Raw genomic sequence first — 26,675 nt, 5'->3', positions numbered from 1 at the left:
AAAATATTAAAGCCCTCTGTTGAAAAACAGTGGGCTTTTTTTGTGCGCCCGGCCCGGGCGCAAACTATAGGGTCGAAGTGTCGCGGGCGACTGCGAATCTGAAGGCAGCCGGCGGTAAATCTCCGGCCTGACGAACAGGAAGCAGATCAGGCACTATGATGTGGGTAATTTTGCAAAACGAAGCCCGAAACTATCCGAAACATTTGGATGTAAATCTGACAGGTATGCGGCCGGTTTTCGTCAATTTTGAATGCAGCAGAAGCGCAGCCTTGCCGCCGATTTCCGACCTAAAGATGAGTTCACGAAATTGTTCAGGGCAATTTTGAAAGAACATTTTGAGAAGAGTTTGGCTGGCAAAATGAAAAAAGGAACTATAGGTGCTGAACGAGCTAAATTGGTGCGTGCCCGGGATATGTTGATTCGTGGCGTGATCAATGAATTGGATTACGAAGAAATAATTTCTCTTTTTCAAAGTCATGTTCAAGAACTACAAAATATTATCACTGACTAACCCTTATTTGCCATGGATCAGACCCTWTGTGAAATAATATTATAATTACATAATCGTCTGGTAATTATATATTTAACTACAAAACTTATAGCGGGATAGGGCTGTTGAAACTGTGATTTTTTTGGCCTAATTACTTGATTTATAATTAAAAAAAAAGCCACTCCTTCAAGTGGCTTTTAGGTATCCGAAAATAAGAGATTTTCAAACTAATTTGTGCAAGATCTGGAGCGTTTAAGCCGTATGACAGGTTTTGAGTGATTTTGAAATCTTTCGCTTTAATTAGCGACTTCGGAAACCCTGGTCATGCAATTTCTTGCGCGAAGTTTATTCGAATGTGTAAATCGCCCCTACTTTAGAAAAATCAACCTTTTTAACTGGCTTATTGTAAGCGATCTAAAATCGGTTTGTTCACTGCCGACAGTTTTTGGTTTTCGGGTTTTATCAGTTCAAAAACCAATACCTCATTTTTACCGGTATGCAACCATTCGCGTGGTACATACAGCGTTTGTTGAGGGCCGGTTCGCCAGTATCTGCCTAAGTTATGTCCGTTAATCCAAACCATGCCCTTACCCCAATTGGTCATGTCGAGGTAGGTATCGCCTAATGAGACCAATGAAAAACTCCCCTTTTTCATAACAGGTGTGTTTAAACTTGCCAAACCAGGTTTAGGTTTGTAGCTACCCACCGTTTTTAATGACAAAGGAAAGTTTTGCCAACCCGTTATTTCATCGTTTTGAAAAAATACCTTACCAACAATTCCCTTTTTGTTCTGTAACAGGTATTTACCAAAATTGATGCGCCCAAGATTTTCGACTAAAATATCCAATGTCACATTTCCACCAGGTAAACTCACGTTCATGCTATCCAATCCGGTACGGCGGTCAAGGTTTCCCACCGTTTTTCCGTTGATCATTACTACGGCGAAATCTCTGAGATCTTTAAGCTTTATTATTCCGGATTTCCCTCCCGGAATCGTGGTGCGGTATAACATAAAACCATAATCAAGTTTCATATCCTCAAAGGTTAATGGATTTTGACTAGTCTTACTTTCAAGTTTTAAGTCGTCAAGGTCTGCTACATTATTGAGCTCAATTTGAGGTATTATGATGGTGGGCTTAACCGGCGGAACAGCAGGCAAATTAACGCCGGCGGGTAAATGTTTTTGAATTACGTTTCTAAAAGCCCAAAATTTAGGTGTTGCGTTTCCGGCTTCATCAACTGGCGCATCATAATCGTAACTGCTTATTTGTGGCTCAAACGGGGCCTGGTCGTTATAGTTGGCCCCATTCATAAATCCCCTCGTAGTTCCGCCATGAAACATGTACATATTTATCGAAATGCCGGCTGCAAGTACAGAGTCTAAGCGGCCGGTATACTGATTGGCCGGCACCGTATGGTGTTTTGTACCCCACCAGTCGAACCACGCCGGATACCATTCGGCAATATAGTAGGGGCCTTTACCGTCGTGGTTTTGATTGATAAGTTCCTTTACCTTAGCCGGGTTGTCTAAGCCGTTCACTGCCGGCAGCAAACCTGGTAAATGTCCTTTCACCAGATCAGCGGCCGGATCGCAGGTATATAACAGCCCGTCAAATCCCGCGTCTTTAAACATCTTTTGATTAACGGCCAGGTAATCCTTGTCAGAGCCGTATGATCCATACTCATTTTCAATTTGTACCATCAGGATGTTACCGCCGTGATTTACCTGGTAGCGGGACAATCTTTTCCCCAATTCTTTAATGTACTTGTCGTATTCGTTTAAATACTGCGGATTTTTACTCCTTACGATTAACCCTTCTTCATTTTCCAGCCAATATGGATATCCGCCAAATTCCCACTCGGCACATACATAAGGGCTTGGTCGCAAAATTACCCACAAACCTTCCTCCTGGGCTATTTTAACAAACTCAACAATATCATTGTTGCCGGCAAAGTCAAATTGCCCTTTTTGAGGCTCGTGCAAGTTCCAGAAAACATAGGTGCCTATGGTATTAAGGCCCATGGCTTTTGCCATTTTCATTCTATCGCGCCACGCCTCCCGTGGTATGCGGGGATAGTGTAATTCGCCCGAGATCATCTGTAAAGGCTTGCCATCTAACAGAAAGTCTTTATCGCCTAAAGTGAATTGGTGTTTAGGTTGAGCCGCGACCTGGCCGCCCGCCAGAAAAATGGTCGTTATTAAAAAAAGAATAATTGATCTCATTAAAAAATAAATAAAGTATAATTGATTAAATAGTTGGCACACTTCTCAAATTGCATTAAAGACGCGGTTAAGCGTCACTAATACCTCTCGCTATTGGCTGATGCCGCTAAAATGGATGTAAAATCAATTAATAAAAAGGGGCTAACCAGCAAAATTGAAGGGGTAAAGCACTAAAAAGGGAACATGAAAATTATTTTCGTAAAATTCTGCTACTCAAAAAGAGGATATCATTGCACAACGCGCATTAGATTGCCGGCTGGAGAATGTTTTTTATATTTCAAATAGAGGCAGACCGAGTTATTGATCACCAACTTATTTTCTTTCAGCCACCTGGTTAACCATCGCGTTTTTGAAGTTCTTTCTGAATTTTTTAATGTATTCAGAGGGTTTTAAGTCAAACACTTTTTTAAACTGCTCACGAAAATATTTGATATCTTTTATTCCAACAGCATAAGCGGTCTCCAATATATTTAAATCGCTATGTACAAATAACTGAGCCGCTTTTCGCAACCTGATAGACCTTATGAAGCTATTTGCGGATTGCCCCGAAATCATTTTGATTTTTTTATAGATCCCGGAATAAGACATATTTAATTCGGAGGCTAAGGATTGAAGGTTAAAATCTGGATCTGTGATATGATCCTCAACAATTCGGATGCAGGAATCCAGAAATCGTTTGTACTCTATCGAGATGCTGTGTGGGTTATTGTTCAGCGTAATTTCATTATAAAAATATTGCTGAAGGGTATTCCTGCTCTTCAGTAGCCCATTGACTTTTGCTTTCAGGATATCTTTGTCAAAAGGTTTTCCGATATAATCATCAGCGCCACCTTCAATACCTTTTAGCTTTATCTCATTTGATGCACTGGCCGTTAAAAGAATTACCGGAACGTGTGAGGTTGTCATATTTCCCTTAATGGCCGCACAAACTTCGATACCTGTTATACCCTGCATCATTACATCACATATAACAATATCCGGCCATTGTTCGTTTATTATTTTTATTCCGTCTTCACCGCTCGACGCAACCAGAACATTGTATTCAAGCTTAAAAATCTGGCGGAGGTATTCTCTCATATCCTCATGGTCATCGATGATTAATAACGTTTTGAAGTGAGACAATGATTGATCTTCAACGGGGTCTGCTGCCAACACTATATCATTGGCTGTGGTTTCAGAATCAATCAGCTCCTTTAAAAACCCGGAGGTAGCGGATGGTTGCTCTAAAATAACCTGGTCTTTAACGTGAGAGTTGCCTTTTTTAAAAGTGATGGTGAATGAGGTACCGTTTCCAATCTGACTTTGATATTCAACAGTTCCGGCCTGGCGTTCTACAAAATTTTTGACAAGGTATAGTCCAAGACCAAATCCCCCGGTTGGTGTGCTGGTTAAATCAGGTACCTGGTAAAAACGGCTAAACAGTTTTTCACCAACTTCAGGCGGGATTCCGCATCCATTATCCTCAACCATTATTGATACTGCTTGTTCGGCCTCTTTTGTATAGATGCGAATCTTGCCATGCTTAGGAGTGAATTTTATAGCATTCGAGAGTAGGTTAAATAACACTATTTCTGTTTTTTCTCTATCTACATAAATATTCAGGCACTCGGCTGTCGATGCAAACTCAAGATGAATTTGTTTTCTTTTAGCTTCATGTACAAAACATAAATAAACCTCGTTACACAAATCAACAATATTAACATTGCTTATTCTAAGCTGGTCTGATTCTGATTCGGCCTTTTTGAAAAGCAGCAGTTGATCTACCAGGCCTAATAGCCGGCGCGCGTTTCTGTAAACAATGGTTAAACTGGAGGCATCCATAGCCTTCTTTTCGCTAAATAGGAGCTCCTTAACGGGGTTAATGATTAATGTTAATGGCGTCCGGAACTCGTGAGAAATATTGGTAAAAAAAGCAAGCTTTCGTTCACTTAGCTCTTTTTCCTTTTCACTTTCATAGTGTGCAATCTGAATTTCGTATTTTAATTTGGCCTGGTGGTCCCTATATAACAAATACAAATAAACCAACCCTGCAATAAATATGGTGTAAATAGTGTACGCCCACCAGGTTTGGTACCATGGTGGCGAAATAATTATGATTAAGGATTTAGGCGTTCTGTTCCACACGCCATCGTTGTTACTTGCAATTACTTTAAATGTATAAGTTCCCGGATTAAGATTGGTGTAAGTAACCTTTCGCTGGCTGCTGTTAAAATTCCATTTTTCATCAAAGCCTTCTAACTTATACCGATAAACATTTTTCTCTGAATGGGTATAATTAAGTGAAACAAATTCAATTGAAAATACATTTTGGTCGTAACTAAGCAACGCAGTATCGGCTATGCTAACCGGTTTTTTCAACGGCGAATTGTTACCCGGCTTTACCGATTTATTAAAAACCTGAAAATCGGACAGGTAAATCTGGGGGATCTTGTTATTCAATTTAATTTTTGAGGGGTCGAAAACAACTACACCAGAGTTTCCACCTAAATAAATCTGGCCGTCTGCAGACTTGTAAATGAGCGAGTGGGAAAACACGCCGTCGCCTTCGTCAAAATTGGTAACAGTTAATGTTTGAGGAGTAAATTTTGATATCCCGGTAGCAGAGTTAATCCAAAGATTCCCGAAGCTATCCTCAACCAGGTTATTGAAAACATTACTTGCAAATCCATCTTTGCTGGAGTAAACAATAAAAGAATCATTTTCCGGAACATATTTATTCAGTCCATCGGCCGTGCAAATCCAAATATTGTTTTTACTATCCTCAAATACACAGTGCACAATATTATTGCTGAGGCTACTCGCATTTTTGTCGTTATAAGCATAATGATGGAAAACGCCCGTTTTCTGATCTAAACGATCAACCCCGTTTCCATTCGTTCCAATCCACACGTTGCCTTTTTTATCTTTTAAAAGGTTATAAATATGGTTGCTGGCAATTGAATTGGGGTTTTTATCATCGTTATAATAATGTTTGAATTGCTGTTTTTCTTCGTTGTATATCTTAAGCCCGGCGTCTGTCGCGAGCCAGTATTCATGGGGCCTTACTTCAAGAATATCCCTGAAAACGTCTTCATTAAAAAAATTGCTCAGGGCCGAATGATGAAAGTGGTGTATAAACCGGTTGTTCTTAACGTCAAACTTATCAAAACCGTTTTCGGTAGCGGCCCATAATACACCATCATTATCTAAATATATTTTGCCAACCTGATTGCTGCTTATGCTTGAAGGATCATTTGTGTGATTAAATAGTTTGGTGGTTTTCTTTATTAAATCAAACTGATAAAGTCCGTTGTTTGTTGCCAACCACAACATGTTACCTTGCAACAGCATGCTTTTTACTTCGCGCGGTTTTATTGATAATGGAATGAAATGGAATTTGTATTGCGTAAAATCGACTTTTGTTAAGGCATCTTTACCGCAGAGCCACATAATTCCGGCATTATCATTGTAAACGTAGCCATCGGCCGTACTATTAACATCGCCAATTTTATGCCATTGGCCAGTGCCCTTATTTATAAAGTAAAACCCGGCGTTGCTTCCAACAACTAAGGTGGAGTCATTTGCATTATCGATGCTAAAAGCGCCTATATTAAGATTGTCATGACTGGGGAATGCGGTATATTGTTGAGTTTTAGGGTCAAAACAAAAAAGGCCGCTCCAATAGGCGCCTACCCAAATACAACCGTTTTTTTGATCGTAGTAAAGGCTCCAAATATCATTAGGGCTTTTTTTATGCAAAGATTCGGTTTGCGGATAATTGGTAAAACGCTTACCCACCTTATTGAATTTATTTAACCCGCCATTCCAGTTCCCTAACCACAGGTTTTTCTTATTATCTTCAACAATGGCATTTACCGACTTTCCTTTTATTGAAAACTTGTTTTCTGAGTTAGGTTTATAGGTAATAAATGACCGGCTACCCGCAACATATTGATTAAAACCATCGTCTGTTCCTATCCAGATAGTTCCTTCTCTATCGCATAGGATCGAAAAAATCTTGTTGTTACTTATTGACTGCTTGATATTGTCGCTATGGTAAAACCGCTCAAATTTTTCGGTATTGGGATCTAAAACATTTAAGCCATCCATTGTACCCACCCATATGTTACCGTTTTTATCTTCGGCCAGCGCATTAATATAATTTGAGCTTATACTTGTGGTGTTTCCGGGAATGTTCACTAAATTTTCAAAGGAGTAGCCATCAAACTTACAAAGGCCATTGTCTGTTCCTATCCACATATATCCACGCCTGTCTTTAAGTGCTACGGTTACATTTTCGGATGGCAGTCCGTCATGCGTATTATATGATTTTAAGGCAAAATTCTTGGTGTCGTTGGTTGGAAGGGCAGGCAGGTTTTGTGCATTTAGGCTAGTTATACACAAAAGATTAATTACTAAGAACAAGACAGCTTTATACATAAATCCGTTTCACTTTTAATTAGATAAATACTATACCGGTTTATTGCCGGTATTTTGCGCCAGTGTAAAATAAGCTTCACAACCTTTTTTTGGTCAGTAGTACAATAAATATTGTACTAAATACACTTATATATTATTGGTTGGCCATGTTTCAGCAAGTGCGAAACACAGCCTCCCGGCATCTTAAAAGCGCAGGCAAATGATCTTTTAAGATTGAAGTGTCGACTCTTTATTTGAGACACTTCTCGCCTCCGGATTAAAAGTAGAACGTCATTTAACCCAAATTAGATGATTCATCCGTCCTTTTAAATTTATACCCGAATCTATAGTATGATTAGAAACATTGAGTTTATATGGCAATCAAATTTAAGTAAATATTAATTGTGTTTATAACAATAATTATAATTGCCTGCCATCCGGAGAAGGGTAATTTTTGCGCCCGCGAGATAAACTATTATTGATAAAATGGAAATAAGTTGAACTATCGCTCTAAAAACCAATTGAAATGACACTTTATCCCCGCAATATTGAGACTTTGCCCCTTTTCAATCCATGCTTTTTATGGGACATTTAGGTTAAACCATATAAACACGGATTTCTTTTTTCCACCATTGCTTACAGCCCTTTTCACCGGCTAACCAGATTGCTGACGATTGTATCCGGCAGCGGTTGATGAATAGTTATTGGTTCGGGAAATCTGAATTTTTTAACACGCCTACCATGAAAATATTAAAACTGTTGCTGCATATACATTCGGTTGTTTTGCAGTTAACCGATGTCGTTACCTGTTTTGTACCCATGCCGGGTAGATCTCCGCCATATTTACAAATCAAAACTAACTGCATATAAAGAACCAATTATCTAATATTTTAATATAAAACTTATGAGAAAAAATTTAACCACCCAGGCACTATGCTGCTTGTTAGCCTTTATCATGGGCTGTTCTAAAAACACCATTCAAAAGAACCCTGATATCTCAGGCTTGTCTACAAAGCAAAACCTTGCCCTTTCAACTACCAACACCAATAGCTTTCGTGGGATAAACTGGGCCGACCCTAATGGCAACGAAGGCGATGGAAGGGTTGTATTACCCAGCGGCATGACAACATCGCTCACCGCTACCCAGGCTGCTACTTTAGCAACCAGTATTTCAAGCGCAGTTAAAACAAGCGGCGGTACCACCATCAGAATGCCCATAAATCCATGGACGGCCTCAAGCTCTACCTATTGGCCTGTTTACCAGGCTGCAATTAATGCAATTATAGCCAATGGCTGCAAGGTAATACTTTGCTATTGGCCTGTAGGCGTGCATCATGTACCGGATACTACCCAATGGACTACCATGTGGACAACTGTAAATAATGTTTATAAAAACAATACATCTGTTTTATATGAGCCCATTAACGAGCCGGTTGACTATTCAAGTACCGATTTAAATAATTTGTATGCAGGTTTCCTGACCACATTTAGCCCCGCAGACGGCAAATGCATCCTGGATGGCACCGGTTACGCAGCTGATGTAACTACTGTTGGCGCCGATTCAAGATTAGTTAATCAATACCTGGGCCTGCACTGCTATTGGTGGTTCTGGGGCTCCTACAACGTTTGGTCAAGCTATTACAATATCATGTCGGCCAGAACCGGTTCCTATGCCTCACGTACTGTAGTAACAGAGGTTGGTATCGAAACATTCAGAAACATGAGTTTCTATCAGCAATGGGATACAGGCGTATATGTTGACCAGGCTTTCCTGACCGGATCACTTACCTATGCCCGCGACAATTCAATGGGCACTATAGCATGGTCGGGTGTTAATGATATTGATACCTATCGTTGGTATACAGCGAATAACAATCTTGTGGAAGTTAGCCCGGGCACCGCCAATATGTTCAGGTGGTCATGGAAACTTACTGCATCACCTGTATGGCAAGGGCCGATTGCCGACGGACGGTACAAGCTTCAAAACCGCGCTTCCGGTTTGATGCTTGATAATCTGGGCAGTACAACCGATGGTGCTACCGTAGCTCAATGGGCATCCGGAACAAGTGCTAACCAGAAATGGAATATAAGCTATACCGCAGGTTATTATACGTTGAGTTGCGTAACCGGTAAAGAGTGCCTGGATACCGGGGGTAATACAGCTGATGGATCATCAGTTGAACAATACACCGTAGGCACCAGTAATAACCAGCGCTGGTCAATAGTTTCGGCCGGAAGCGGTTACTACAAGATAGTTAACCTTACTACAGGGAAATGCCTTGATACAGGAGGTTTGACTGCCAACGGATCTGTTATGCAACAGTGGACAAGCGGTTCGAGCTACAACCAGCAATGGGCGCTTATAGCGCAATAAAAAGTCTGTAGTACCAAGTCGTAAGTGTAAAGTTGAATTTTTCTTTTTTCGACTTAGAACTCTCGGCTAAAATTATCCGTCAATTTATCGACGACATTATACTACATCGCGAGGCTGCCTTAAAAAGGCAGCCTTTTCTATTTTGCGATTTATTTACCTTGCGATTGATAACTGAAAATTGCAAAGCACTGTACTCATCGGGAGTTGAAATTGAAATCTGCTAAATTGGTTTAGTTCATAGTTTCAACAAGGGGCATCTTAACGCTAAGTAGCGCTTATAAAGCAGGCAAAGGAAATTGAAAGCTGTATCATCTTGAATGTAGCAGGATGGAAAACAACCTACAATGCGGGAAAACATGCATCTTTTGCGGCATTATAGCAGCGCAACACATCTAAATAGTTAATGGAATGAGCTAATGACATCGGGATGATACGAGCTTCAAACAAAACCTTGTTTTTATTGGCTGATCCTGGTTAAATGGTCCGGTTACCGAAGGGGCTTATATTGGCCAACAACAGGCACAAACATTTGGATGCGCCTAAATTGCGCTAAGTTTAATGTTAACCATGATAAAATATAATATATTGATTATCAGATATTTATAAATATTTTTTCTGAAATGTGTTAAGTTATGTTAACCATGTTAGATGCGGGCGCTATAGGATTAAGTGCCTTGCTGCAGTACTCATGATATTGTGGGAGCTGCCAAATTTCAAAACATGTACAAAGCAGATATATCGTATTTAAAACGAAACCCCGATAGAACGCAATGGGCGGCTCTATCGGGGGGTATCGCTAAGGCAAGAGGGAATTATATCATTCAATGTAATACCACAACACCTTAATATCCAGGGTTATTGGGTAGTAATTTTTTGTTAATGTCAATGTCGGCTTGCGGCACTGGCCATAACCATCCTTTACCTGCATCAAATGTCCGGGTATCTAACTTAACCTGCTTAAACTGCCAGGTAGCAGCACTTGCCGGATTACTCAGCAATGATTTGTCATAACCATATACATCATGAACCAGGGACTGATCTTTCCATCGCAGCATATCGGCATACCTGGTACCTTCCATAAAGAATTCAACCCGACGCTCATGCCGTAATATCGCTCTTAATTGGGTTTGGTTTAAGCCGGAACCTTCCACATTTTCCACCTTGGGCATACTTACCCTTGCCCGCACCTGGTCAATTAGTGTATAAATTTCCGTTGCGGTGCTTCCCGATTCAATCAGCGCCTCGGCACGGATCAGCAATACGTCGGCATAACGCATCAAAATAGTATTGAGAGAGCAATTATTCGGGTCGGCAATACCTATCGCCGCATATTTACGGGGGCGCGCACCAGATGGCACCACATCAGTGGCAGGCACGTAGGTAGTTGTGCCCCATAAAGAGCCCGGTAATACTACCGAAGCTGCCAACCTTGGGTCGCGATTGACATAAGGGTTTTGAGCATTGTAACCCGAAGCAGCGTTGGTAACCGGCAATCCATTAGTCATGTAATACGAATCGATCAAATCGGCAGTAACGTTTGGAGTTGGCCAAACGCTTAACGATAATGCAGATGATGGCCAGGGTTGTGGTTGGGTGGTTGGTATATACTGGATATCAAATATCACTTCGCTATTATTTTCATGCGATTCATCAAACATCGAACCATAGCTGGGGTATAAACTGTAGGCATTAAGATTAATTACATCTTGTGCTGCCTGCGCAGCATCGGCCCACTTTCCGTTATACAACAGCGCTTTTGCCTTGTAAGCTAATGCAGCTCCTTTTGTTACCCGGCCAACATCAGAACCCGAGTAGGAGGCAGGCAGTGCGGTGGCTGCTGCTGTCAGGTCGGTTATAATCTGGGTAAGCACGGTAGCTTTAGCAGTCCTTGCAACATATGCATCCGATAGGGACAGCACACTGGTAATTAAGGGTACATCGCCAAAATAAGTAGTCAAATCCGTATAGGCGTATCCCCGTAAAAACTTCGCCTCGGCCGACATTTGGGTTTTTACGGTAGCATCAATGTTTGCATTGGCAACATCCTGCAAAAACTCGTTGGCCCTTGAAATAATGGTGTAATCCTGGTTCCACTTTGCATATGGCGCCCAACTGTTGGTTGTGGTTTGCCATGCTCCTACTTCCTTTGAGCCCTGCCACGCATCCTGGCAATAGGCATTATCCGATTCAAATTCAAATTGAAAAAAATGCGCCGGGGTGGCATTCGGTTGTATCGCATTGTAAATGCCCACCAACGCCATTTTTACCTGGGTTTCGTCTTGGTAAAATGTCGAGGGCGACAAACGGTCTTTTGGCGTCTTGTCCAAAAGGTTTTTCTTGCAGCCGGCAAGATTAATAACAGATGCTAAGATTATGATTTTATATATAGTCTTCATGATTTTATCCTTTAGAAATTAACATTTATACCTGTAGTCATTACCCGAACCTGCGGATATGCCTCAGCTCTTGTTTGATCAGAAGTTTGTTCCGGATCAAAGCCTTTGAACTTGGTGAATGTGAAAGCATTTTGCACATTGGCATATATCCTAAGCGAGCTTAAGCCTATTTTCTTTATAGCAGCCGGACTTAAAGTATACCCTAATTCAATATTCTTAACCCTTAGGTATGATGCGTTTTCCACGTAGAAGGAAGAGTGGATATTGTTTCTTACGCCATCCAATGTGACACGGGGATAGGTATTAGACGGATTTTGCGGCGTCCACCTGTTTAACCACCAGGAACCAACATTTGCAAAGCCGCTAAAAGGCGAAGCTATTTCATAGTAGGTATAACCTTGCATGCCTTGTACGCCTTGCAGAAATACCCCCAGATCGATGCCTTTCCAGGCTACGTTAAAGTTAAAAGCATAGGTTATGTCAGGAAATTGCTTACCTATAATTTTGCGGTCGTGATTTTGGTCAACTATGCCATCACCATTAAGGTCTGCATATTTAATGTCGCCGGGCTGCGCACTGTAGTCGCTTACTTTAACCACACCCGTTTTAAGCGTATAGCTGCGGCTTGCGTAAGGAATAGATGCATCGCTGTTGTTTTGCCATGTAAAATCGGAGATTTGGTAAATGCCCGTCATCTGATAACCGTAGAATGAATTTATAGCCGAGCCAACAACAATCGCTTTTGGCGAGCTATACTGCTGAGGCACGTTCATGCTGGTGATTTTGTTGACGATGTGAGAAACGTTGAAAGAAGTTCTTAATTTAACACCATTGCTAAACGTTGTTTTATAGGAAATACCCAGTTCAAAACCCTTGTTTTGCACTTCGCCGGCGTTAGCCATTGGGGCCGACTGAGCAATTGTTAGTGGGATTGGCTGGGTCAACAATAAGTTTTTGGTCCTTTTATCAAAATAATCGGCGGTAATTTCAATGTTATTGTGGAAAGAGATGTCGAGCCCCAAATCTAATTGCTGAGCTGTTTCCCAGGTCAAATCTTTGTTGGTCATAGCCGTAACGGCAACACCCGAGTAAAGTGTTCCGCCGAACGAGTAATTCTGGCCCGAACTCAGGATATCACTGCCATTATAGTAATTATTAATATTTTGATTGCCTAAACGCCCCCAGGAGGCGCGGATTTTTGCAAAATCCAGCCAGCTCACACTTTTCATAAAATCTTCCTTTGATAACACCCAGGCTGCAGAGAACGACGGAAATGTTCCCCATTGCTTACCTTGTGCAAACCTGGAAGAACCGTCTCTCCGGATATTTGCTTCAAATAAGTACTTTTCGTCGAACGCATAGTTCAAACGGCCAAAAAAAGAGCGAAGGCCGAGGTCGTAGCTGCCAGAGTTATTGGTTTGTGTGGCCGCATCGCCAAGATTCAACACGCGTTGCGTGTTGTTAACAAAATGAGAACGGAAGCCGCTTTGCCAATCGTAGGTAAATTCCTCTTCGCTATACCCGCCTAATAAGTTGAATGAATGACGGTTAATTGTCTTATTGTATTTCAGTAAACCAGTAAGCAGCGAATGGCCATCAATCTCGTTGGTTACATTAAGGTCTGAAGGCAATTGTGTAGTTGTTCCATTTTGATTTTGCAACGTTACATTGGCGTGAAAAGCATTTGTATTTGTATAGATGGCATTATAACCGTAAGTAAGCTGTGCACTTAACCCCGGCAAAATTTTATACTCGGCTTCTGCCTGCCCGTTAAAGTCGTAACGTTTTTGCAGGCTTGTGCTACCTTCTTTAATCTCACCGTAGTAATTACGTTCGCCATTTACTGATACCCAGTTTCCGTTCGCATCTTTAAGCGGATGTATAGGCGCCAGGGTAGAATACCATTCGGCATTCCAAAGGTCAGTCGGTTCGCTTTTTACACCCAAATTTCCGGATACATTACCAGAAACACGAAGCCTTTTATCTTTAAGATGGTAGGTGTCAAGGTTGAGGCGAAAATCTGTTTTTTTGTAATTGGTTGCCACCAGGATTCCATCCTGATCCAGATGACCCAGCATAAATGCATAATTGACGTTGTCGCTTCCCCCTGTTGCGCTTACACGATGATTTTGCATATAGGCATTACCATAATATACCTTGAAATAATTGATATCGGGGTATAATGGATTGTTGTGCGCCGCGTATTTTTGAATAATCGAATCCGGATACGCAGGTGCCGATCCGGTATTTACCGCGGCCTCATTGTAAAGTGTAGTGTATTGAACAGAGTTTAATACATTGGGTAGCCTTGTTGGGCTTTGAATACCTGCATATGCGCTATAGTTAACATGTATTTTGCCTGCCGATCCACGCTTGGTAGTAATTAAGATAACCCCGTTTGCCGCGCGGCTTCCGTAGATAGCCGAGGATGCAGCATCTTTCAACACCGAAATTGATTGAACATCGCTGGGGTTTACGTCTCCTATGCTGCCAGGAAAGCCATCAACTAACACCAATGGGGAATTATCTCCAAAAGTGCCTACCCCCCGAATGTCTATAACTGTATTATCATCGCCGGGTTTACCTGAACTTTGCAGCGCAAAAACACCAGAAACCGTGCCTTGTAACGCCTGCCCGGTATTTGTCAATGGTCTGCTTTCTAAATCCTTTGTATTTACAACACCAACCGATCCTGTCAGATTTTCTTTCTTCTGCGTTCCGTAACCTACCACTACCACATCGTTCAAGGTTTTCATTGAAGGTTGAAGCTTTATTGCAATATCAGTTTTTCCACTTACTACAATTTCAACTTTCTCGTAAGATATATAGGTTACAACGAGTACGGCATTTTCGGGCACATTCAAAAGTTGAAAGTCGCCTTTTAAGTCACTCAGGGTACCTTTGTTAGTTCCCTTTATACTGATAGAAACACCCACCAGCGGCTGGCCATCAAGAGCATCTACTACAGATCCTTTTACGCTTATTGCAGTCTTAACGGGTGTTATCTGGGCCGTTATATGCCTATTGGGATGTGTTATTAAATTGGGGGTTAACGCGTTTGCGCCAATTGGCAATATAAATAATGCCAAAGTTTTAAACGTAGTGCGAACCCCTCTGGAATACAAATAATTTGGGAAAAGTAATTTTCGTTTCATAATTGGGTTATTAAAATTTAAGTTGGTTGGTTCAGTAGGCAAGCGCAGTTATATGTTAATACTGTTGACGATGGCACATAGGCAAACGTAATATTGGCATACCAACACAGCCTCCGGAGTTAACAATAACAAGCAATTGCCCGGGCCAGGAATCTATCCCGGCATTTTCGTTGATGTGTTTTTAATAAGACGCCGGTGGCTTCTCTTTTTTAAAAGCATAAGCTGTTCTTGGAATTTTCCTCATGATGGTGTTTAATTAATAGCGTAATTGGTTAATATGAATTGTCATTTTGAGACGACCATTCAAGAGGGCAAAGTCTTTGAAAAACGCTAAAAACAAAAGGGGCTAACCTGCAAAAAAGAAGGGGCAAAAAGGGAGTTTTAGATTGAAGAATCCTTTTTAATGATTTCGCAGTGAAAGTTTTTTTAAAAAGATAGTATATCGCATTCGCGGTCATCTATCATCTTTTGAGTATTGCTGTGCTGAAGTAAGTATCTTCAGTCTTCTCCATTCAAGCGAACATTACTACGCCAAAGCCAGTCACTTTGTAAACTTGTGATTGATTTACAGTTCTAAACTTAGATGGGTTCGAATCCCTCGCCGCTGGAAAGATTGTCAAAACGTATTAAAAGCCTGTAAATCATACGATTTACAGGCTTTGTTATTACCGAAGAAATCCGGAATATGCAATAAACCATATATATGTAGTTGTAGGTTAGACCGCGGCATTAATAGTTCTGGACAGTTTAGCCCGTATCGGATGCACTTGCGTTTGCAGATCTCTAAAAGCGGACAAAATCGATTTGTTTTTTATAATTACCTGGAGACATGCCGGTCATCTTTTTAAATATTTTGGAAAAATAAAATATGTTTTCGAACCCCGTCTGAACTGCTATTTCGGCGTACGTCATCTGGGTAGTAACCATCAGGTATTGGGCCCGTTCAATCCTTTTTTCATGAATGTATTTTAGGGGCCTTTCTCCGGTGTAATGTTGAAACAGTCGCGAGAAATAATCGGTATGCTGATTCGCTCTTTCGGCAAGGCTTGTTACAGACAATTCCTCGTGTAGGTTCAATTGGATATAACTGATTGCGTCGAGGATTTTAACCGGTATGTGGTTGACTTCTTTATGTTTAAATATCTCCGGTATTAAAAAGCGAGAGACCAGTTGCAAAAGAATGCCATGGGTCTCGGTAAAAGTTGCCATGTTTTGCTGGTTATTAAGTTCCTGGTACTCTTTGTAAAAGATATTTTTTTCATATATCCGGGGATTATCAGAACGGTTAATGCCCCTCCCTGGATTTATTTCTAACAAGCGGACGAAATTCAAAATGTCAACGTCTGTTGCTTTTACTTTAAAGACAGACCGGTTGTTGACAAATAAGGAGATCCCATCAGATGACTCTTCAAAAAACTGGATAAAATACTGGCTCAGGTGATTTTGGCAAATAAGGTTGCACAACGTGAAACTGGGTATCAGATATAAAAAACCTGGCTCAAGGTTTAGTGTGATTGAAATATCTGAAATTTCACCCGCACCGGCATCAATATAATAAAGTCTGAAATATGGACTGATCACGTTTTTGTAATTCCATTTAGGGCCAAGGTTCACATGATCTACATTCAATAGCGTATATGTTTGTTTTAATGCTCTTTTAATCATAATGTGCAGTAAATAAGTTGTTTTTAAACTATTGTTTCACCTGTCCGGGTATCTTTAAATTGGTTTAAGGGGCGAAATCCCAAAGATGCTTCGTGCTGTCGATAGAGCAATATTAAACAAAATGTCGGTTTTGTATAAAAAAAAGTCCCATTAGGCCATCTATTTGATAGCTATTTCAAAGTAAGTTTGATCTTTCAATCAGATGGCAGGTATAAAACCTGCTCATCAGCCAATTATTATGATGTACCAAAGAATACTGACTCACCGCTCCGGGTTATAGATAACCGCCCGGGCATTCAAGATATATTTAAGAATTACCAAACCCCAATTATGAACAGAAGAACACTAATAAAAGGTTTAGCCACAGGAGTATCTTCCTTATACCTGTCAAAACTTTACGCTAACAATTTGTTGCAAACACATGCAAACCCGGACATTGCCGCCAGGCCGTTTAAACCAACATGGGATTCATTGGCCGGGTATCAGGTTCCCGAGTGGTTCAGGGATGCCAAATTTGGTATGTGGGCGCATTGGGGCCCGCAATGCCAGCCAGAGCGCGGCGATTGGTATGCCCGCGGAATGTACCAGGAAGGCAGCGATCAGTATAAATACCACGTTGAAAAATATGGACATCCTTCAAAATTTGGGTTCAAGGATGTGATTAATGAATGGAAGGCCGAGAACTGGGATCCCAGCGAATTGGTAGGGTTATATAAACGTGCCGGCGCCAAATATTTTATGGCATTGGCTAATCATCATGACAATTTTGACCTTTATGATAGCAAATACCAAAGTTGGAACTCTACAAAAATAGGCCCCAAAAAAGATTTGATTGGCGGCTGGGCCAAGGCTTCTAAAGAACAGGGCCTGCCTTTTGGCGTCAGTGTACATGCATCACACCCCTGGACTTGGTACGAGGTTGCCCAGCGCGCTGATAAAAGTGGACCTTATGCGGGTATTCCTTATGATGGCAAACTTACCAAGGCAAATGGTGCTGGCAAATGGTGGAATGGCTACGATCCGCAGGAATTATACGCGCAAAACCACGCCCTGAGCCAGGATAGCCTTGATGATAATAGTATGGGCCACCACTGGGATTGGGGCAGTGGCGCCAGTGTACCCAACAAAGCTTATTGCGATAAATTTTTAAACCGCACCATTGAACTGATAGATAAATACGATCCTGAGCTGATCTATTTTGATGATACTGCTTTACCTCTTTGGCCGGTAAGCGATGCCGGCTTAAAAATTGCCGCGCATATGTACAATACCAGCATTAAAAAGCATGGGAAACTACAAGCGGCGCTGTTTGGCAAAGTACTGAATGAACAACAGCGTAAATGCATGATATGGGATATAGAACGCGGACAAAGCAACCAGATAGAACCTTTGCCCTGGCAAACGGATACCTGTATTGGTGGCTGGCATTATGACCGCCGTATATTTGATTATAAGGGCTATAAAAGTGCAAAAACCGTGGTGCATACACTTGTTGATATAGTAAGCAAAAATGGCAACCTGCTGTTGAACATTCCGGTACGTGGTGATGGTACCATTGACAGTGAAGAACGCGCCGTAGTTGAAAACATAGGAGCGTGGATGCAGGTTAACGGCGAGGCGATTTACGGTACCCGTCCCTGGAAAGTATTTGGCGAAGGCCCGGCAATTGAATCGGCAGCACCAATCAATGCGCAGGGTTTTAACGAAGGTAAGGGAAAACCCTTTGTAGCCGAAGATATCAGATTTACTGTAAAAGGTAAAAGCCTTTATGCCACAATGTTAGGTTGGCCGACAGGGAACGAAGCTTTGATTAAAAAGTTAGCAGCTAATGAAGCGGGCAAGGTAAGCAAGGTAAGCTTACTTGGAAACGGTAATTTGACTTTTGAGCAAACATCAGCCGGCCTCAAAGTAAAATTGCCTGAGCAAGCTCCCGGTAAAGATGCGTTTGTTTTAAAAATTGAAGGGGTTATTTAATATCAAATCATGACAAAGAATAAAACTCTTTTCCCTTTTATATTGATTACCAGTTTGTTTTTTTTATGGGGCTTTGCGCATAACCTCGACCCTATATTAATACCACACCTGAAGAAATCATTTACCTTGACAACCGTTCAGGCGACGTTGGTAGATTCGGCGGTGTTCATAGCCTATTTTTTGATGGCTTTGCCGGCGGGGTTTATTATGAAAAAATATGGTTATAAAACAGGCATTATCACGGGCCTGCTCATTTTTGCAATTGGGTGCTATTTGTTTATACCGGCCGCCAATACGCAGCAGTACGTGTTTTTCCTGGTTGCCCTGTTTATCATTGCCTGCGGACTCACCATTTTAGAAACCGCCGCCAATCCGTATGCTTCCTCATTAGGCGATCCGGCAACCTCTACCCAAAGGCTTAACTTTGCACAATCGTTTAACGGGCTGGCTACAACGCTGGCGCCTATAATTGGGGGCCGTATTATACTTACCAAAGGTTACACACCGGCACAATTAAGCGTAATGACAGAGCAGGGCCGCAAACTTGCACTTGCCGCCGAAGCCTCTTCTGTGAAAATGCCTTACTTTATATTGGGTAGCGTGCTGGTGTTTATCGCCATCCTGTTTGCCTTCACCCGCCTGCCCAAAATTCAGCACCACGAAGGTCATAAGGCCAGTAAAAATATTTTTCATGCCTTAAAGCACCGCCATTTAGCCTGGAGCGTTGCCGCGCAATTTTTTTATGTGGGGGCGCAGGTTTGTGTATTCAGTTTGTTTATCCTGTACGCCCCAAAAGCAGCCGGCCTTACAGAAGTAAAGGCGACCTACTATTTAGGTGTATGCGGCGCTGCATTTTTGATCGGCAGATTTATCGGTACGTTTTTAATGCGGTATTACAGCTCGGCAGTTTTACTGGCTTCATATGCAGGCATTAATATCTTACTTTGTGTCATCGCCATTTTAGGTCATGGCATGGTTACAGTTTACACGGTCATCGGTATCTGCTTTTTTATGTCCATTATGTTCCCAACCATTTTTGCCTTGGGTATAAAAGATTTAAAGGCTGATACCGAATTCGGAAGTAGCCTCATCATTATGTCAATCGTCGGCGGAGCTGTTTTGCCAAGGGTGTTTGGTTATATCAGCGATGCCACAGGTAATATTCAATATGGCTATGTGGTGCCATTGCTCTGTTTTGTGGTGGTAGCATTTTTTGGATTTAAAGGTCATCGCGTAAAAGTGAAGCCGGAAAGTTTACCTGTTTCAACTGTTTTTTAAAATAACCAATTTTTATATGCAAAATATCACATTCCCCAAAGTGATTTTCGGAACCAGCGGATTAGGCAATTTATATGTGCCCCTTTCGGAAGAAGCCAAATTGGCCATTGTTGCCCAGAGTATAAAATGCTCGCGGAAGCCGGTTGTATTTGATTCGGCAGGTAAATACGGTGCCGGGTTGGCATTGGAATCATTGGGTAGATCTTTAAAGCAATTGAATGTGAACCCGTCAGATGTGCTGATAAGCAATAAACTGGGCTGGCTGCGTACTGAGCTGAAAACAGCCGAACCTACTTTCGAGCCTGGGGTTTGGCGTGACCTGAAACATGATGCGGTGCAAAAAATAAGCTACGAAGGCATCCTGGAATGTTATGAACAAGGTAATGAGCTGCTTGGCGATTACCGTGCCGAACTGATATCGGTACATGACCCGGATGAATACCTCGCAGCGGCAAAGAATGAGGCAGATCAAACACGGCGTTACCACGATATACTGGAAGCTTACCGGGCTTTGCATGAACTAAAAGAAAAAGGCAAAGTAAAAGCAATAGGCGTAGGGTCAAAAGATTGGCGGATCATAAAAAAGATAACCCATGATGTAAAGCTGGATTGGGTAATGATAGCCAACAGTATGACTATTCACAGTCATCCAAAGGAATTGGTAGAGTTTATGGAGGAACTTGAAAAACAACAAATTGCAATTATAAACTCCGCGGTTTTTAACGGAGGCTTTTTAACCGGGTCGGCGTACTATAACTATCAGTTGAAAGACCCTGTGAAAGACCAAAGCTTGTATCAGTGGCGGGCGCTGTTTTACCAGTTGTGTAAAGATTTTAATATTAGCCCGGTAGATGCATGTGTTGCTTTTGGACTAAAAGCGCCTGGTGTTAAAAGCATTGCATTAAATACCACTAATGCAGATAGGGTAGCGCTGAATGTTGCAGTGGCTTCTTTAAAAATCCCGGAAGGGTTTTGGAATGAAATGAAGGGGCAAGGGTTGATTGACAAAGTCTTCGCTTCCACATATTTATAAATACGAGATAAACTATGAAAAGATATTGTTTAGCCCTTGACCTGAAGGATGACCCGCAACTGATAGCCGAATATGAATATTGGCATAAAGCTGAAAATGGATGGCCGGAAATACGGAAGAGTATACTTGATGCTGAGATTACGGATATGCAGATCTATCGCACAGGAAATCGTTTATTTATGATAATGGAAACCACCGACCAGTATGTAGCGGAAAGAAAAGCGTTAATGGATGCAGTTAACCTTAAAGTACAGGATTGGGAACAATTAATGTGGAAATTCCAGCAGCCCTTACCCTGGGCCAAAGAAGGGGAGAAGTGGGTAATGATGGAACAAATTTTTCAGCTTTAAAATAGATAATATGTACACAATAGTTTGCGAAGAACCCGGAAAACTGGTACTCGGTCATCGCGATAAGCCGGCAATAAGAGAAGACTACGCCCAGATCAGGATCAGAAGGATAGGTATCTGCGGTACCGATTTGCATGCCTTTGAAGGGACACAGCCTTATTTTAGTTATCCCCGCGTTTTGGGACATGAACTTTCAGGTGAATTGGTAGAGCCGAATGGAGCGCCCGGTTTTAAAAAAGGCGATATCGTTACATTCATCCCTTACTTTAATTGCGGTGTTTGTATTGCCTGCAAATCGGGAAAGCCTAATTGCTGCGCAAAAATTAATGTTTGTGGTGTTCATGTAGACGGGGGAATGGCCGAATATCTGAATGTACCAACATATTCGCTGGTACATGGCGAGGGTTTAAGTTATGATGAACTGGCGTTGGTAGAACCCTTGGCGATAGGGGCTCATGGTATCAGGCGGGCGGATGTAAAACCCGGCGAATACGTATTGGTGATAGGGGCAGGGCCAATAGGCCTCGGAATAATGGAGTTTGCCCGCATTGCCGGGGCAAAAGTAATTGCAATGGATATTAACACAAAGAGGCTTGAGTTTTGCAGGAACATACTGCAGGTAGATCATATTATTAATGTATCTACCGAAGATGTACTGGAGCGACTGTCTACAATAACAGAAGGGGATATGCCTACAGTGGTGATTGATGCCACAGGCAGCTTGAAAGCGATTAATAGCGGCTTTCAATATATGGCGCATGGAGCCAGGTATGTGCTGGTTGGTTTGCAAAAAGGGGATATTAGTGTAAGCCACCCGGAATTTCACAAGCGCGAGGCCACTTTAATGAGCAGCCGTAACGCTACCCGGGAAGATTTTGAGCATGTTATTGCATCGATGAAAAAAGGCCTGGTACAACCGGCTAATTACATTACACACCGGGTAAAATTTGATGCGGTGCCAGATGTGTTTGAAAGCTGGCTCGATCCGGCTAACGGTGTAATTAAAGCGATGATAGAGCTATAACGGGCACTTTCAAAATGCGGCCGCAAATTGATAAAACTTTAAGAAATAGAATGTGCAAGATCATTCATTTAACGTGGTGTTAAGTTTTCGTGTAATGACGGATAGTTTTTAGCCGAAAGTTTTAAGTACTAAGTCAAGAATATTTATCTTTTAACTTAGTACTATTAACTCAGTAATAGTTTTGATAGCCAATTAAATATTTATGAGATATCTGATTTTTTTGCTTGTGGCGATGCTTGCTGATCAATTCACGCAAGCTCAGCCTGTTCCTGTTAAGGTAAAGGAAGGGGTGTTACAGGGAACTTCTGAAAATGGCCTTACCATTTATAAAGGCGTTCCTTTTGCAATGCCTCCGGTGGGGCAACTTCGCTGGCGCGCTCCACAGCCCGCCGCAAAATGGGACGGTGTTCGCCGGGCCGATGAATTTGCTCCGGAACCTATACAAGGCGGCAGCAACCCCGCTTCAAAAAAAAGCGAAGATTGCCTGTATCTGAACGTTTGGACGCCAGCTAAATCACCTGCCGACAAACTACCGGTGCTGGTGTGGATATATGGCGGTGCTTTTAACTTTGGAGGGACCGCCGAGCCAACTTATAACGGGGAGAAGCTGGCAAAAAAAGGTGTGATATTGGTAAGCATCGCCTACCGGGTAGGGCAGCTTGGATTTTTAGCGCATCCCGAACTTAGCGCCGAAAACCCCAACCATGTTTCGGGAAATTATGGTTTGTTGGACATGATAGCCGGCCTTAAATGGATTAGAGAAAACATAGCCGCCTTTGGCGGTGACCCCAATAAAGTTACAATTTTTGGTGAGTCGGCAGGTGGTATAGCCGTTAGTATGTTATGTGCAAGCCCTTTGACTAAAGGCCTTTTTAAGGGCGCAATATCCGAAAGCGGTGGTTCATTTGGGCCTACGCGTGCTACAACTTATCCGGGTGAAAATATGAAAAGCCTCCCTGTTGCTGAAGCCGCGGGTGCAGCGTACGTTAAAGAGGCCGGCTTTACTTCGATTGCTGATTTGAGAAAGGTTGATGCAGATAAACTGCCTGCGGTGCGTGGATTAGCGTGGCCAGTTATTGACGGTTGGCTAATACCTGGCGACCAATATAAACGCTATGAAGAGGGGAAATATAACGATATACCCATCCTGGTGGGTTATAACTCCGATGAGGGCGCCAGTTTCTCACCCCCAAAAACTCCCGAAAATTATGTTGCGGCGGTAAAAGACCGCTATGGTAAGTTTGCCGACGAGCTTATTAAAGCTTATCCTGCCGGTACCGTTAAGGTTGCAAAAACCGCACGCGACCTAATGCGGGATGCCGCGTTTGGTTGGCATACCTGGAGTTGGGCAAGGTTACAGTCAAGAGGTAAATCGAAGGTTTTTTATTATTATTTTGATCAACATCCCAGCTATCCTGAAGGTTCGCCCCTTGCCGGGTATGGATCGTCGCATGGACAAGAAGTAGCTTATGTATTTGGTACGCTCGATACTTCAAGCCCGCAAACCACTAAAACAGACCTGGCCATCTCGGACGCGATGGGCACATATTGGACAAATTTTGCCAAGTATGGCGACCCGAACGGCATGGGAGAGCCAGCATGGCCCGCTTTTAACGATGCTCACCCCGTTGTGTTGTACTTTTCGCAAACCGTACATACTGGCCCTGTACCGGGTGCCACATCATTAAAAGTGTTGGATGGTTATTTCAAGTGGAGGCTTTCGCCCGATGGCGGAACCGGGATTAAATAACATTTATGCGATAAACCAACATACGCACATAATCTCAAAGGGCAATCATTATTTTTAATGATATAGAGGCACTGCTAAAATACGGCCAGGCAAAAGCTCTGAACTGAATATTGTTTAAGATAAGGACAAGTTAAGCTCCATAAACTAAACTATTTGAGATCAGTAATGAACACATTATCCATTATACAGTTCTCGTTTTAACCTTAATTTGAGTTGAGGTTGGCAACATTTGCACCGGTGCGCTTTCAAATAATATTAAAAGTACTCAATTAAGGGTCTCGCAATTACCTCTGCTGGAAAGTTTTGTTATTTTGAACATTTCGTGCCCTATTTATTCACTTTTGTACCCCCTCATCTACTTTTCCGGTCTATATTTTTGGCTGCCAGATCAATAAATCTGAGCGCATTTTCAAAATAATAATAACAATGCTTTTGTTTCCGGATAGGAAACAAAAGCATTGTTATTAAGTGGACAGCGTATTGTCGGCAGTCGTTTTTATGACCGGAAACAAATACAATTAATTACCAATTATATATTTTTTATCATATGAACCAACCCAGATGGTGCCGGGCATGTAATTAGGCAGCTATATGGATATGTGATATTCATAACTGCCGGTGTCATTTTTTACAAGAAACCAATTTTAAATTCAATATATGAGAACACTAAACTATTTTTTCGGTATCGCCATCATGCTGGTGGCGTGTGGATGCCACAAACAGGAAACTCCCGGCTCGGCAGTTACGCCGTTTGTTAAAACGAGTAAAAAGACGTTGACTGCAACCAGTTATCCGAGTTATAACATTTCGCCATTGGCGCCCGATCAAACGGGGATGAGCAGTACGGCGGCCCAACTTGCTGCAAATATCACATTAGGATATAACATAGGCAACACAATGGAAGCAGCGCCTAATGAAAATGGTTGGGGAAATCCCAATATTACCCAGGCGCTGATTGACAAGTTAAAACAAAGCGGCTTTAACGCGATACGGATTCCTTGTAATTGGAATTGGTCACATGTACCGGATTCAACAACTGCAAAAATAGATCCGGCCTGGCTCGCCCGTGTGCAGCAGGTTGTTCAATACTGCATTAATGATGGGATGTATGTGATATTAAATATACATTGGGACGGCGGATGGCTGGATGCCAATATTACAACAACCGCGCAGGCTGCAGTTAACGCCAAACAGAAGGCACTTTGGGAACAGATTGCAACGAAAATGCGTGGTTTTGACCAACACCTGATTTTTGCCAGCGCGAACGAACCTCCTGCTGCAGATGCCACAGGGATGAACATTCTGCTTTCCTATCATCAAACTTTTATCAATGCTGTCAGATCAACAGGTGGGCACAATAGTTATAGAACTTTGCTTATCCAGGGGCCAAGTACAGATATTGTAAAGACGAACAATTTGATGAACACCCTTCCAACAGATCCGGCTTCCAATCGTATGATGGTTGAAGTGCATTATTATACCCCTTACAACTTTTGCTTGATGGACGGCGATGCATCATGGGGAAACATGTTTTATTATTGGGGTTCGGGATATCACTCCACTGCCGATCCTACGCGCAACGCCACCTATGGCGAAGAGTCGGACCTCAATGGATATTTTCAGTCGATGAAGACGAAGTTTGTTGATCACGGCATCCCGGTGGTAATGGGAGAATTTGCGGCCGGGCGCCGGTCTCTTACAGGAGATGCTTATGATCTCCATATTGCTTCCAGAGCCTATTGGTATAATTACGTTATGCACCAGGCATTGGCAAACGGCATGCTGCCATTTCTTTGGGACACCGGCTCTATCATTGACAGGTCGACGTATGCTATAAAAGATCGACAGCAGTTGACCGCACTCGTGCAAGGAACGCAGACGGCCTCATCCTCAGCAATTCAGGTCGGAAGCGTTTACCAGATAGTTAATAGATACAGTTTTAAAGCTTTAGAGTTTGCTGGCTGGGGAACTGCTAATCAAACAGCTGCAGATCAATGGGATTATTTAGCCGGACAAAACCAACAATTTAAGGTGCAATCTGCCGGAGGCAGCAGTTACCTGTTAACACCTATGCACGTTTCTGGTAAGTGTTTGGAAATATATGGCTGGAATAATGCTAACGGTGGCCAGGCGGATTTATGGGATTATACAGGCACAGGCGGGAATAATCAAAAGTGGTTAGTTCAGCCAACCGACAATGGATATTTTAAAATTATCAATGTTAATAGTGGCAAAGCTTTGGAAGTTAAACAATCTTCGCTCAAAAATGGGGGAGCGGTTGATCAATCGGATTACACCGGAGGCAAGAATCAGCAATGGGGATTTGTGAAAATATAAAGGATAAGCGGAATACAAACCGGTTAAACAATAAGTTTAAAAATATCCAGGATATCACAACATAGCTGTGATTTAGTTGAAGAAAGACAGGTCAATGCGTCCGGGGTGCGATACGGACACATTTTTTAAGACGTCACGGTAAATACTGTGATTTTAATTGAAAAAAGGCAGGTCAATGCGTCCGGGGTGAGATACGGACGCATTTTTTATTTTATAACCCGTCCTTT

The 26,675-nt window shown here is 42.1% G+C and carries 14 protein-coding genes; 9 read left to right on the top strand and 5 right to left on the bottom strand.

Annotation, left to right across the window (positions count from 1 at the left end; translation table 11 throughout):
• Positions 1-250 precede the first annotated feature (250 nt).
• Positions 251-511, top strand: coding sequence for a hypothetical protein (locus AC1DV1_RS19040; RefSeq protein ID WP_477362102.1), 261 nt, complete (start codon positions 251-253; stop codon positions 509-511).
• A gap of 379 nt (positions 512-890) precedes the next feature.
• On the opposite strand, the gene AC1DV1_RS19035 is transcribed toward AC1DV1_RS19040, so the two are convergent.
• Both AC1DV1_RS19035 and AC1DV1_RS19030 read right to left on the bottom strand, forming a co-directional pair.
• On the bottom strand, positions 891-2,714 hold the full coding sequence (locus AC1DV1_RS19035) for a glycoside hydrolase family 35 protein (protein ID WP_477362100.1): 1,824 nt from the start codon (positions 2,712-2,714) through the stop codon (positions 891-893).
• A 312-nt stretch (positions 2,715-3,026) separates the two neighbouring features.
• A complete protein-coding gene (locus tag AC1DV1_RS19030) occupies positions 3,027-7,097 on the bottom strand; it encodes a two-component regulator propeller domain-containing protein (RefSeq protein WP_477362098.1) in 4,071 nt (1,356 codons plus the stop codon).
• A gap of 919 nt (positions 7,098-8,016) precedes the next feature.
• Between AC1DV1_RS19030 and AC1DV1_RS19025 the strand changes: the two genes are divergently transcribed.
• Positions 8,017-9,486: an RICIN domain-containing protein gene (locus AC1DV1_RS19025; RefSeq protein ID WP_477362096.1), complete on the top strand. Its 1,470-nt coding sequence runs from the start codon at positions 8,017-8,019 to the stop codon at positions 9,484-9,486.
• An 842-nt stretch (positions 9,487-10,328) separates the two neighbouring features.
• On the opposite strand, the gene AC1DV1_RS19020 is transcribed toward AC1DV1_RS19025, so the two are convergent.
• The 3 genes from AC1DV1_RS19020 to AC1DV1_RS19010 form a co-directional block, all read right to left on the bottom strand.
• Positions 10,329-11,882 carry a RagB/SusD family nutrient uptake outer membrane protein gene (locus tag AC1DV1_RS19020; protein WP_477362094.1) on the bottom strand — a complete coding sequence of 518 codons (1,554 nt, stop codon included), beginning with the start codon at positions 11,880-11,882 and terminating at the stop codon, positions 10,329-10,331.
• Between the two features lie 11 nt (positions 11,883-11,893).
• On the bottom strand, positions 11,894-15,037 hold the full coding sequence (locus AC1DV1_RS19015; protein ID WP_477362092.1) for a SusC/RagA family TonB-linked outer membrane protein: 3,144 nt from the start codon (positions 15,035-15,037) through the stop codon (positions 11,894-11,896).
• 783 nt (positions 15,038-15,820) lie between these two features.
• Positions 15,821-16,702: a helix-turn-helix domain-containing protein gene (locus tag AC1DV1_RS19010; RefSeq protein WP_477362090.1), complete on the bottom strand. Its 882-nt coding sequence runs from the start codon at positions 16,700-16,702 to the stop codon at positions 15,821-15,823.
• Positions 16,703-17,032: 330 nt separating this feature from the next.
• Between AC1DV1_RS19010 and AC1DV1_RS19005 the strand changes: the two genes are divergently transcribed.
• The 7 genes from AC1DV1_RS19005 to AC1DV1_RS18975 all read left to right on the top strand — a co-directional run bounded on the left by AC1DV1_RS19005 (position 17,033) and on the right by AC1DV1_RS18975 (position 26,448).
• The gene (locus AC1DV1_RS19005) at positions 17,033-18,676 is read left to right on the top strand and encodes an alpha-L-fucosidase (protein ID WP_477362088.1); all 1,644 of its coding nucleotides are present in this window, start codon (positions 17,033-17,035) and stop codon (positions 18,674-18,676) included.
• A 9-nt stretch (positions 18,677-18,685) separates the two neighbouring features.
• Positions 18,686-19,954: an L-fucose:H+ symporter permease gene (fucP, locus tag AC1DV1_RS19000; RefSeq protein ID WP_477362086.1), complete on the top strand. Its 1,269-nt coding sequence runs from the start codon at positions 18,686-18,688 to the stop codon at positions 19,952-19,954.
• Between the two features lie 16 nt (positions 19,955-19,970).
• Positions 19,971-20,987, top strand: coding sequence for an aldo/keto reductase (locus AC1DV1_RS18995; protein ID WP_477362084.1), 1,017 nt, complete (start codon positions 19,971-19,973; stop codon positions 20,985-20,987).
• A gap of 14 nt (positions 20,988-21,001) precedes the next feature.
• Entirely contained in the window at positions 21,002-21,337 is a 336-nt protein-coding gene (locus AC1DV1_RS18990; protein ID WP_477362082.1) for an L-rhamnose mutarotase, read from the top strand.
• 10 nt (positions 21,338-21,347) lie between these two features.
• On the top strand, positions 21,348-22,361 hold the full coding sequence (locus tag AC1DV1_RS18985; protein ID WP_477362080.1) for a zinc-binding alcohol dehydrogenase family protein: 1,014 nt from the start codon (positions 21,348-21,350) through the stop codon (positions 22,359-22,361).
• A 202-nt stretch (positions 22,362-22,563) separates the two neighbouring features.
• Complete coding sequence (locus tag AC1DV1_RS18980) at positions 22,564-24,111, top strand: carboxylesterase/lipase family protein (RefSeq protein WP_477362078.1); 1,548 nt, start codon at positions 22,564-22,566, stop codon at positions 24,109-24,111.
• 657 nt (positions 24,112-24,768) lie between these two features.
• A complete protein-coding gene (locus AC1DV1_RS18975; protein ID WP_477362076.1) occupies positions 24,769-26,448 on the top strand; it encodes a cellulase family glycosylhydrolase in 1,680 nt (559 codons plus the stop codon).
• Positions 26,449-26,675 lie beyond the last annotated feature (227 nt).

The organism is Mucilaginibacter sp. P4_D1, assembly GCF_056401935.1.
This window is presented reverse-complemented; position numbering and strand designations above follow the sequence as displayed.

Coding starts and splice junctions, on each gene's coding strand:
- AC1DV1_RS18995 (WP_477362084.1), top strand. CDS start 19,971: ATGCAAAATATCACATTCCCCAAAGTGATTTTCGGAACCAGCGGATTA.
- AC1DV1_RS19015 (WP_477362092.1), bottom strand. CDS start 15,037: ATGAAACGAAAATTACTTTTCCCAAATTATTTGTATTCCAGAGGGGTT.
- AC1DV1_RS19005 (WP_477362088.1), top strand. CDS start 17,033: ATGAACAGAAGAACACTAATAAAAGGTTTAGCCACAGGAGTATCTTCC.
- AC1DV1_RS19040 (WP_477362102.1), top strand. CDS start 251: ATGCAGCAGAAGCGCAGCCTTGCCGCCGATTTCCGACCTAAAGATGAG.
- AC1DV1_RS18985 (WP_477362080.1), top strand. CDS start 21,348: ATGTACACAATAGTTTGCGAAGAACCCGGAAAACTGGTACTCGGTCAT.
- AC1DV1_RS19025 (WP_477362096.1), top strand. CDS start 8,017: ATGAGAAAAAATTTAACCACCCAGGCACTATGCTGCTTGTTAGCCTTT.
- AC1DV1_RS19010 (WP_477362090.1), bottom strand. CDS start 16,702: ATGATTAAAAGAGCATTAAAACAAACATATACGCTATTGAATGTAGAT.
- AC1DV1_RS19020 (WP_477362094.1), bottom strand. CDS start 11,882: ATGAAGACTATATATAAAATCATAATCTTAGCATCTGTTATTAATCTT.
- AC1DV1_RS18975 (WP_477362076.1), top strand. CDS start 24,769: ATGAGAACACTAAACTATTTTTTCGGTATCGCCATCATGCTGGTGGCG.
- AC1DV1_RS19035 (WP_477362100.1), bottom strand. CDS start 2,714: ATGAGATCAATTATTCTTTTTTTAATAACGACCATTTTTCTGGCGGGC.
- AC1DV1_RS18980 (WP_477362078.1), top strand. CDS start 22,564: ATGAGATATCTGATTTTTTTGCTTGTGGCGATGCTTGCTGATCAATTC.
- fucP (WP_477362086.1), top strand. CDS start 18,686: ATGACAAAGAATAAAACTCTTTTCCCTTTTATATTGATTACCAGTTTG.
- AC1DV1_RS18990 (WP_477362082.1), top strand. CDS start 21,002: ATGAAAAGATATTGTTTAGCCCTTGACCTGAAGGATGACCCGCAACTG.